The sequence below is a fragment of the Pandoraea terrigena genome, assembly GCF_902459705.1.
GTDB classification, from domain to species: domain Bacteria; phylum Pseudomonadota; class Gammaproteobacteria; order Burkholderiales; family Burkholderiaceae; genus Pandoraea; species Pandoraea terrigena.
In genome coordinates this window covers 1-1,026 of record NZ_CABPRU010000030.1, presented here as the reverse complement: position 1 = coordinate 1,026, position 1,026 = coordinate 1, and the positions used below count along the sequence as shown (strand labels likewise).

Below are 1,026 nucleotides of genomic sequence, written 5' to 3'. Positions count from 1 at the left end.
CCCCCGAACACGTTCACCGCCGCGAGCGCCACGGCCACGACGCCCATCGTCTTGCCGAGCGGGCCTTCGGTGAGGCCGGCTGCGAGCATCGCGCCCACGATCACGATGGCCGAGATCGCGTTCGTCACCGCCATGAGCGGCGTGTGCAGTGCCGGCGTGACGTTCCACACCACGTGGTAGCCGACGTACACCGCCAGCACGAAGATGATCAGGTTGATCACCGTGTGATTGATCATTTCCATTGCCGAGTCTCCCTTATGCGGCACGCAGGACCTGGCCGTCGCGGCACATCAGGCACGCGGCAACGATGTCGTCGTTGGTATCGATGACGAGCTTGCCTTCCTTGTCGATCACCAGCTTCAGGAAGTCGAGCACATTACGTGCGTACAGCGCAGAGGCGTCCGCGGCCACCATGCCCGCGAGGTTGGTGTAGCCCGCAATCGTCACGCCGTGCACCTTGACGACCTCGTCGGCCACCGACAACGGGCAGTTGCCGCCGCCGTTGGCACCCCGGCCGGCGGCCAGGTCGATGATCACCGAGCCGGGCTTCATGGCCTTGACGGTGTCTTCGGCGATCAGCGTCGGCGCGGCGCGCCCCGGAATCAGCGCGGTGGAGATGACGATGTCCGCCTGCGTGAGACGCGTGTGCACGAGCTGCGCCTGACGCGCGAGCCACGCCGCCGGCATCGGACGCGCATAGCCGCCCACGCCCTTGGCGATCTCGCGCTCCTCGTCGGTCTCGAAGGGAACGTCGATGAACTTGGCCCCGAGCGACTCGATCTGCTCGCGCACGGCGGGGCGCACATCCGACGCTTCGATGACCGCACCGAGACGCTTGGCCGTGGCGATGGCCTGCAACCCGGCGACCCCAGCGCCCAGCACGACCAGGCGCGCGGCCTTGACCGTGCCGGCCGCCGTCATGAGCATCGGCATGAAGCGCTGGTAGAGGTTGGCGGCCAGCATCACGGCCTTGTAGCCGGCGATGTTGGCCTGCGAGGAGAGCACGTCCATGCTTTGCGCGCGCGT

At 67.4% G+C, this 1,026-nt stretch carries 2 protein-coding genes; both read right to left on the bottom strand.

The features are described from left to right. On the bottom strand, positions 1–242 hold a 242-nt coding region (locus PTE31013_RS24650; RefSeq protein ID WP_150615204.1), incomplete at its 3' end, for a proton-translocating transhydrogenase family protein. Between the two features lie 13 nt (positions 243–255). Then, on the bottom strand, positions 256–1,026 hold a 771-nt coding region (locus PTE31013_RS24645), incomplete at its 5' end, for a Rossmann-fold NAD(P)-binding domain-containing protein (RefSeq protein ID WP_150615203.1).